The organism is Peptoniphilus sp. (assembly GCF_022767005.1).
In the GTDB taxonomy this organism is placed as follows: domain Bacteria; phylum Bacillota; class Clostridia; order Tissierellales; family Peptoniphilaceae; genus Peptoniphilus_A.
Window position 1 is genome coordinate 1 of sequence record NZ_JALEOV010000098.1, and the last position, 8811, is coordinate 8811.

Annotated in this window: 7 protein-coding genes and 2 pseudogenes; 4 read left to right on the forward strand and 5 right to left on the reverse strand. The window is 33.2% G+C overall.

The features are described 5' to 3' along the window. A pseudogene (locus MR285_RS07370) lies at window positions 1-576 on the forward strand (glutamate dehydrogenase); the annotation flags it as partial. A 187-nt stretch (window positions 577-763) separates the two neighbouring features. Here MR285_RS07370 and MR285_RS07375 read toward each other — a convergent pair. From MR285_RS07375 to MR285_RS07395, 5 genes are all read right to left on the reverse strand, one after another. Continuing rightward, on the reverse strand, window positions 764-2500 hold the full coding sequence (locus MR285_RS07375; protein ID WP_293559567.1) for an NADH-dependent [FeFe] hydrogenase, group A6: 1737 nt from the start codon (window positions 2498-2500) through the stop codon (window positions 764-766). A gap of 9 nt (window positions 2501-2509) precedes the next feature. After that, the gene (locus MR285_RS07380; RefSeq protein ID WP_293559569.1) at window positions 2510-4279 is read right to left on the reverse strand and encodes an NADH-quinone oxidoreductase subunit NuoF; all 1770 of its coding nucleotides are present in this window, start codon (window positions 4277-4279) and stop codon (window positions 2510-2512) included. Next, complete coding sequence (locus tag MR285_RS07385) at window positions 4272-4661, reverse strand: hypothetical protein (RefSeq protein WP_293559571.1); 390 nt, start codon at window positions 4659-4661, stop codon at window positions 4272-4274. Before MR285_RS07385 ends, MR285_RS07380 begins: the two co-directional genes overlap by 8 nt. Before the next feature lie 27 nt (window positions 4662-4688). Next, the gene (locus tag MR285_RS07390; protein ID WP_293559573.1) at window positions 4689-5195 is read right to left on the reverse strand and encodes an NAD(P)H-dependent oxidoreductase subunit E; all 507 of its coding nucleotides are present in this window, start codon (window positions 5193-5195) and stop codon (window positions 4689-4691) included. 158 nt (window positions 5196-5353) lie between these two features. Next, window positions 5354-6538 carry a coenzyme F420-0:L-glutamate ligase gene (locus tag MR285_RS07395; RefSeq protein WP_293559575.1) on the reverse strand — a complete coding sequence of 395 codons (1185 nt, stop codon included), beginning with the start codon at window positions 6536-6538 and terminating at the stop codon, window positions 5354-5356. A gap of 227 nt (window positions 6539-6765) precedes the next feature. Here MR285_RS07395 and ftsE point away from each other — a divergent pair, with 227 nt between their 5' ends. From ftsE to MR285_RS07410, 3 genes and pseudogenes are all read left to right on the forward strand, one after another. Next, window positions 6766-7464: a cell division ATP-binding protein FtsE gene (ftsE, locus tag MR285_RS07400; protein WP_293559577.1), complete on the forward strand. Its 699-nt coding sequence runs from the start codon at window positions 6766-6768 to the stop codon at window positions 7462-7464. Then, the gene (gene ftsX, locus MR285_RS07405; protein WP_293559579.1) at window positions 7439-8341 is read left to right on the forward strand and encodes a permease-like cell division protein FtsX; all 903 of its coding nucleotides are present in this window, start codon (window positions 7439-7441) and stop codon (window positions 8339-8341) included. The genes ftsE and ftsX overlap by 26 nt, the downstream gene beginning before the upstream one ends. Window positions 8342-8354: 13 nt before the next feature. Then, window positions 8355-8811, forward strand: a pseudogene (locus tag MR285_RS07410) (peptidase M23); the annotation flags it as partial.

The following is an 8811-nucleotide window of genomic DNA, read 5'->3' on the forward strand; positions in this document are numbered from 1 at the left end:
ATTGAAAGACAAGGCGGAAAAGTTTACGCTCTAGCTGAATGGGACAAAAAAGAAGGAAATTACGCTTTATACAATGAAAATGGATTAGACTTTAAGAAACTTCTTGAATATAAGGATGAACATCACACATTAATTGGTTATCCAGATGCAAAACAAATTTCTTCTGATGATTTCTGGACTGGCGAATGGGATATCTTAATTCCAGCTGCTCTTGAAAATGTAATTACTGGCGATGTTGCTCAAAAACTTAATGTTAAATTAGTTTGTGAAGCTGCTAACGGTCCTACTACTCCAGAAGGAGATAAAGTTCTTTTAGAAAGAGGAATACCTCTAATTCCAGATATTTTAACTAACTCTGGTGGAGTTCTTGTTTCTTACTATGAATGGGTTCAAAACCAATACGGAATGTACTGGACTGAAGCTGAAGTTGAAGAAAAACAAGAAGCTGATATGATGAAAGCTATTAAAGGCGTATTCGGAGTTTGTGATGAATATGATGTAGTTCCTAGAGAAGGAGTTTACATGTACGCTATTAAATCTATCGACAAAGCTATGAAACTTAGAGGATGGTATTAATCCAAACAGTTAAATAAATTACTAAAAGCCGCAACTTTTGTTGCGGTTTTTTATATCTATTTTAAGTATTGAGAGACTAGTTTATTTGAATTTTTCGCATAACCTAAAATATTGCATGCACTATTATGGCATACAATATTTTTAGGTTTATAAAGTTTTACAAAGGCATAATATTATCTCTAAAAGTTTAAATTTTTTCTCGTGGTGTATAAGTTGTGTGAAGTAAATCATGAGCTCTTTCACCATAAGGTTTTCCAAGATAATTTTCGTATATTTCCTTTATCATTGGATTTTCATGAGCTTTTCTAATTTTTTTATTTTTGTCAATCTCATAAAGGGCTCTTTGTCTTTTCAAAAGAATTTCCTCATGACCGTGGTGATAAGGCTGGCCTCCGCCACCAATGCATCCACCGGGACAAGCCATAATTTCTATGGCGTCAAAGTTATAGGTCTTATTTTTTATTCCATCCAACAATTTTCTCGCATTGCCAAGCCCATGAGCTATGCCAATTTTTAGATTCAAGTCGTGAATTTTTACTTGGGCACACCTTATGCCTTTAAGACCTCTTAGCTCGTCAAATTCAATTTTTTCTAGGCTCTCACCGGTTATCCATTCGCTTGCAGTTCTAATAGCAGCTTCAATTACTCCACCAGTTGTACCAAAAATTGTTCCCGCTCCAGAAGATTCGCCCATTAATTCATCAAAATTATCTTCCTCAAGACCGTTAAAGTCAATTCCATAAAGTTTTATCATTCTGCCAAGTTCTCTAGTTGAAAGGACGTAATCCACGTCGCGAATATCTTTAGTACCAAGCTCAGATCTTGCTGCTTCAGCTTTTTTTGCAGTGCATGGCATTACTGAAACCATTACGATGTCTTTTGCAGGTATGCCAATTTTCTTTGCGTAATAAGTTTTTACCATGGAACCCATCATAATTTGTGGAGATTTACAACTTGATGGAATGTCTAACATATCGGGATAGTTCATCTCAATAAATCTAACCCAGGCAGGACAGCATGAAGTTAAAATTGGAAGAGTCTTGTTATTTGTAATTCTATCGACAAGTTCGCTTGCTTCTTCCATAACTGTTAAGTCTGCAGAAAAATCTGTATCAAAGACTACATTAAAGCCAAGTTTTCTAAGTGCTGTTACAAGTTTACCTGTCGTTACTTCGCCAGGTTCCATATTAAAGAGTTCTCCTATGGCAACTCTAATTGATGGAGCAACTTGTACTACCACATGTTTTTTTGGATTTTTTATGGCATCAAAAACTTTTGTTGTAGCGTCAATTTCTACAATTGCGCCAGTTGGGCATACTGCCGCACATTGACCGCAGAAGGTACAGGAACTTTCTGCAAGGGGAATGTTAAAGGCAGGTGCAACTATGGCATCAAATCCACGATTAAGACCACTAAGCGTACCTACGGTTTGTACTTCGTTACACATTGTCTCACATCGCCTACACATTACGCATTTATTTGGATTTCTATAAATTGAATTTGAAGATGAATCCACTTTGTGTTGCATTCTTTCGCCTTTGTAGGCTATTTTTCTTATTCCCATTTTTTCTGCCAATGCTTGAAGCTCGCAGTTTAAATTTTTAGGACATACTAGACAGTCCTTTGGATGATTTGAAAGTAAAAGCTCTAAATTAATTTTTCGTGCTTCAACTGCTTTAGGAGTGTCAGTATTTACTACCATGCCTTCGGTTATTTCTTCAGAACAAGCTGTGCAAAGTTTTGGTCTTCCAACAACTTCTACCATACAAATTCTACAACTTGAAGGTTTGTTTTCGTAATTAAAGTTGGGAAGCTTCATATGGCAAAGCGTAGGAATATCTATGTCAATTTCTTTTGCTGCTTCTAGGATTGTGGTACCTTCTTTAACTTTTAATTTTTTATCATTAATAACACAATTTATCATAATTCACCTCTATTTAGGTTCTGCAATTGCACCAACAGGACACACTTTAAAGCAAGTCCCACAAGTGATGCACTTGTTTTCGTTTATTTCGTGTTTTTCCTTAGGCTTTCCACTTATGCACTTAACGGGGCATTCTTTTGCACATCTATGACAGCCAATACACTTTTCTTTATTTATTTTGTACGCTTTTTTAACTTCATGTCTTGCATACTTTAGGTATTCATCGCGAAAGTATTTCATAGTTGATAAAATTGGATTAGGAGCAGTTTGACCAAGTCCGCAAGCAGCCGAATTAATTATATTGTGACATAGGTCGTCTATTTTTTGCAAATCTTCTTCAGATCCTTTATCATCCAATAAATTTTCTAACATTTCAAGAAGTCTTTTTGTGCCAATTCTACAAGGAGTACACTTGCCGCAGGATTCGTCTTGAGTAAATTCAAGATAGAATTTTGCAATCTCAACCATGTCGTTGTCTTCGTCCATGACAATTAGACCTCCAGAACCCATCATGGCACCTATTTCTTTTAAATTTTCATAATCTATTGGCGTGTCAATATTTTCCTTTGTGATCATTCCGCCAGAAGGTCCACCAATTTGAACAGCTTTGAATTTTTTGCCATTTGGTATGCCACCACCAATGTCGTATACAATTTCACGAATAGTAATTCCCATAGGTACTTCAACTAGTCCGACATTATTTACTTTTCCTGCAAGAGCAAAGACCTTTGTCCCCTTAGATTTTTCCGTTCCCATGGAAGTGAACCAATCTACACCTCTTAGAATAATTTTTGGGATATTTGCAAAAGTTTCAACATTATTTACAGTAGTTGGTTTATTCATATAGCCCTTTACACTAGGAAAAGGTGGCTTTCTTGTAGGTTCTCCTCTTTTGCCTTCTACTGAGTGAATTAGGGCAGTTTCTTCGCCGCAAACGAAGGCGCCTGCTCCATATCTAATTTCTATGTCAAAATCAAAACCAGAATTGAAAATATCTTTGCCCAAGAAACCATACTTTCTAGCCTGAGAAATTGCAGTTTTAAGTCTATGGATGGCAAGAGGATATTCAGCCCGAATATAAATTATACCGTGATTTGCACCAGTTGCATACCCACCAATAGTCATCGCTTCAATAATTGAGTTAGGGTCACCTTCTAAAATACTTCTGTCCATAAAGGCACCGGGATCCCCTTCGTCAGCATTGCAGAAAATATATTTTTCATCGCTTGGGGTATTATATGTATTTTGCCACTTAATGCCAGTAGGAAATCCGCCACCTCCACGACCACGAAGCCCAGAAGCTTTAATAATATCTATTACATCTATTGGACTCATTTCAGTTAAAACTTTAAATAGAGCTTGGTAGCCATCATAGGATATGTAATCATCAATATTTTCTGGGTTGATTTTTCCACAATTTTTTAGGGCAACACGAGTTTGTTTGCCGTAAAAGCTCATTTCCCTTTGATTATAAATAGGTTCCTTAGTTTTGGGATTTTTGTAAAGAAGTCTTTTTATAGGTCTTCCATGAATAATATGCTCTACAACAATTTCATTTACATCTTCAGGTTTTACGTGGGTGTAAAAAACATTGTCTGGATCAACTTTTACTATGGGACCTTCACCGCAAAATCCAAAACAACCTGTGATAATTGCCTCAACGTCGTGAATTTTATAATGCTCAAGTGCATTATCAAAATTTTCTTTTATTAAATCACTTCTTGCAGAGATGCAACCTGTTCCATTGCAAACAAGTATTTGTAATCTCAAGTTATTCATTTGTCACCTCTTTTTCATACTCAAGGGTTTGATTTTTCATAGAAGCAACATTTAAGATAAAATCTTTAATTGCATCAGCTTTTAGAGAATTGCTCTTAACATTTGCACATACATTAAATTTTATCTCAATGTTAAATTTTTCCTTTTGATTTGGATCATCTTTGAATAGAAATTTGCAGTTTAGCATATTCCTTTCTAGAACGAAATTCTTTAAATCATCAAAAATTTTTTCGATTTCTGTATATTTTTCTGTTTCATTACAAGTTATAAAAATTTCTATAATATCATCGTCTGGCATCTCACCAATATCTCTTAAAATAGTTTGGTTGCGTCTTGATTCTTTTATAGAAAGAAGCTTTTCCAAGGAATCTATTTTTGTCATAATTACCTCCTTTATTTTAATATTTGTTTAATTTTTTTCTGATTGTAATTCATTTCTGTGAGAATTTATAATATTTTTAACATCCTCAACCTCGACATGTCCATAAATTTTTTCGTTTACACGAACTACGGGACCAATGCCACAAGCTCCAACACATCTTATAGAATTCACATTAAATAGACCATCTTCACTAAGTCCGTCACCGTCGACATTTAATTCATCTTTAAATGCTCTCATAATTTCTTCACTTCTCTTTACAAAACAAGCAGTACCAAGACATACGTCTACTTTAAATTTTCCCATTTTCTTTTCATTGAAAAAGGAATAGAAAGTTACAATTCCATTTATTCTGCTTGCAGGAAGATCGGTTAATCTTGCAATATAAATTTGAAGTTCTTTGGGAAGATATCCAAAAATATCTTGAGCATAGTGAAGAATACTTATAATATTGTTTTCTTTATTATCGAAAGTATCTATGTAGTCCTTTAAACTCTTTAGAAGAGCATTGTCCAGATTCATAGTTTTTAACTTCATGCATATCACCTCTCGTTTTATTGTAATATAATGAAAAGGTTTTATCAAAAAAAAGAAAAAAATTTTTAAAATTTTATCTTAATAATCTTAAAAATAGAATAAATTTTTATAATAAGTAAAAAGAGCAAAAAAAAAAAGGAGCCAAAGCTCCTTAATTTTTATTCTGTTGCAAAGTTGTCGAAGTAACCTTGAATTAAGATTACTGGAGTTCCCTTATCTCCTGAACCACTTGTCAAGTCGCAAAGACTTCCAAGTAAGTCGGTAATTATTCTTGGAGTAGTTCCAAGAGTTTCATTAGTTCCAACTAAATCTTTATTTTTGTGAGAAATTTTTTCTTTCATTGCAGCAGTTGCTTGTTCAGAGTCCATATCTTTAAGGTCAGTGTCTGCAATGTATTTAATTTTAAGTTCACTTGGTGTACCAGTAAGTCCCTTAGTGTGTGCAGGTGAAACTACTGGGTCAGCAAGTTCCCAAATTTTTCCAACGGGATCTTTGAAAGCTCCGTCGCCATAAATCATTACTTCAATGTCTTTGTTGTACTTGTCTATTAATTTCTTTTGAACTTCATTTACAAATTTTTCTCCATCTCTTGGGAATAATTTTAATTTTGTTTCAGAAGCAAAGTTTGAGCCAAGTAGTCCAAATTCTTGGTTATAACCACTGCCATTAATAGATTCAGTTAAAATATCGTCAAGACCTAGAACAATTTTTGCTCCTTGATCTTTTAAAAGTCTTTTGATGCTAAATCTTGTGTGAGTTGAACCAACAAGAACTTCGTCTGTATAATTTAAAATTGTTTTAGGATCATTTGAGAAGTGGATTTCACAATTACCATCACAAATTTCTTTGTAAAGGCTCACATAGTCAATGCCTGTGAATTCGTGTTTAACGACTTCACCAAAAATTCTTCTATAATCTTTTTCTTCTAATACATCTGTGAAAGGATTGATCTTAGTTTCATAAAGAAGGTTTGGATCCATTAGTGAGTTTCCAACTTCATCAGAAGGGTAGGAGAATAGAAAATGGATTTTCTTTCCTGATTTTGCGATTCCTCTTAAGATTGTTGAAAATCTGTTACGACTTAAAATAGGGAATACTATCCCAATTTCTCCAGTATATTTTTTATTAATATCTTCTGCTATGTCATCTATTGTAACATAATTGTTTTGAGCTCTTGCAACTAAAGATTCAGTAATTGCTACAACATCTCTATCTCTCATGGAAATATTTTCTGATTCAAGAGCCTTTTCTAGGGAATCAACGACAATATCTACTAAATTGTCTCCACTTTTTACAATCGGTGTACGGATTCCACGTACTACTGTTCCAATGTATCTTTGCATAATTCCTCCTACATTTAAACTTCATTTAAATAAATTACTTTTTTACTTCAAAATTATACACGAAGTCTTTTGAAATGTAAAATATTTTTTTCAAAAAATATTTTTAAAATCTTATTTATTTTTAAAAATATTCAGGAAATTTGAAAAATTAGAGAATTTTAATAAATTCACTGTACATTTGTAACCACTTTGTAATATAATATTAGAGATAATAGAAAGGTGTAAATATGATTAAATTTGAAAATGTATTTAAGAAATACAACAATGGTGTTACCGCACTTTCAAATGTGAATATAGAGATACCTCGTGGTGACTTCGTGTTTTTAGTTGGTCCATCGGGCGCTGGTAAATCTACTATGATTAAACTTCTTATCCGAGAAGAAAAAGTCAGTCGTGGAAAAATTTACATTGCTGAAAATGAAATAACAAAACTATCTAAATATATGATACCCAAACTTAGAAGAAATATTTCTGTTGTATTCCAAGATTACAGATTATTAGAAAAAAAGACTGTCTATGAAAATGTGGCATTTGCACTAGAAATTCTTGGAGAGTCAAAAAGGCAAATAAATGAAAAGGTTGATTATGCACTTGACCTTGTAAATCTTGGGGACAAGAAAAAAAACTACCCTTCTGAATTATCTGGGGGCGAGTCGCAAAGAGTTTCCATTGCAAGAGCAATAGTAAATAAGGCAACTTATCTCGTATGTGATGAACCTACGGGCAATCTTGATGAAAGCACTGCATGGGACATTATGCAGGCACTAAAAAATATTAACGACGACGGCAAAACTGTCATTATGGCGACTCATGCAGTTAATATAGTAAATAAATTTAATAAGAGAGTTGTAACTTTAGATAATGGAGAAATTGTTTCTGATGTTAAAGAAGGAGGATATTATGAAAATAATACGACAGTTCTTTAATATTGTTAAAGAATCTTTTTCAGGTATCTGGAGAAATAAGACTATGTCCTTTACTTCCATTATTTCCATTGCTGCCATGCTTACACTTTTTGGCGTGGTGATGCTAATGATTTTAAATTTAAATGGAATTGTCTATCAAACTGGAGAAAAGTTAGATAAGGTTGTATTTTTCTTAAAGGATGATGCAAGTGCTAGCGATGTAAATGCCTTTATCGACGAGCTTCACGACAACAAGAAGGTTAAAAAAGTTTCCTATGTTTCTAGGGAAGAGGCTTTAGAGGAATTTAAAGAAGATTTTGGAGAAAAATCTAAAATCCTAGAAAATATCCCTGGAGGCAATCCTCTACCTGCATCAATAACCGTGGAGATGAAAGAATTATCCTATGGCAAGGAAGTTGAAGAAAAATATAAGAGTCTACCAATAGTTGAAGACTGCAATTATTATTACGACTTTGTAACTCAAATGATGAAGGTACAAAATGGAGTTAAATATGTTGGAGCTGGCATTGTTTTAATTCTAGTTCTTGTGTCTGTGTTGATTATCCACAATACTATTAGAATTGCAATTTCCAATAGAAGAAAAGAAATTAGTATTATGAAATATGTTGGTGCAACAAACACTTATATTAGAGGACCTTTTTTAATTGACGGAATAATTTTTGGCATTGTAGGTGCAGTTATAGCGGGATTTATAACTTTGAGGCTTTATGAAATTTTATTTGACAGATTGAATCCTCAGATTTGCGATATTATCAATGTAGATATGATATCTGCTTTGTCCATTAGACAAGATTTATATATAATATTTGCATGCATTGGTGTTGGAATAGGCTTTTTTGGAAGTTTGTTTTCTACTAAGAAATTTTTGGATGTGTAGGTGAATTATAGAAATGTATAGTAAGAAAAAGATTCTTGCAATATGTCTTACAGCAATTATGGCTATGCCAACAGGCACTATTGCAAAGAGTTCTAAAAGTCTAACTATTGAAAGAGATAAAAAAAAGCAAGAGCAAGTGAAATTAAATAATAAAATGAAGGAGCAAAAGTCTAATATTTCAAGTACTGAAACTGAAAAGAAATCAGTTACCAGTGAAATTGAAAATTTAGATGAAAAGATTCAAGTTACTTCTTCTAAGATTTCAGCTTTAGAAAAGGAAATTTCTGATTTAAACAATGACATAAAAGAAAATCAAGCTAAATTAGAAAAAGCTCAGGCAAATTTAGCTGAAAACACAGATACTCTTAGGCTTAGACTTAGAGAAATGTATAAGAGAGGTAACGTAAATTACCTTGAAGTTATATTAAACTCTAAAGACATAGAAGAATTACTTAGAAATAATGAAATTA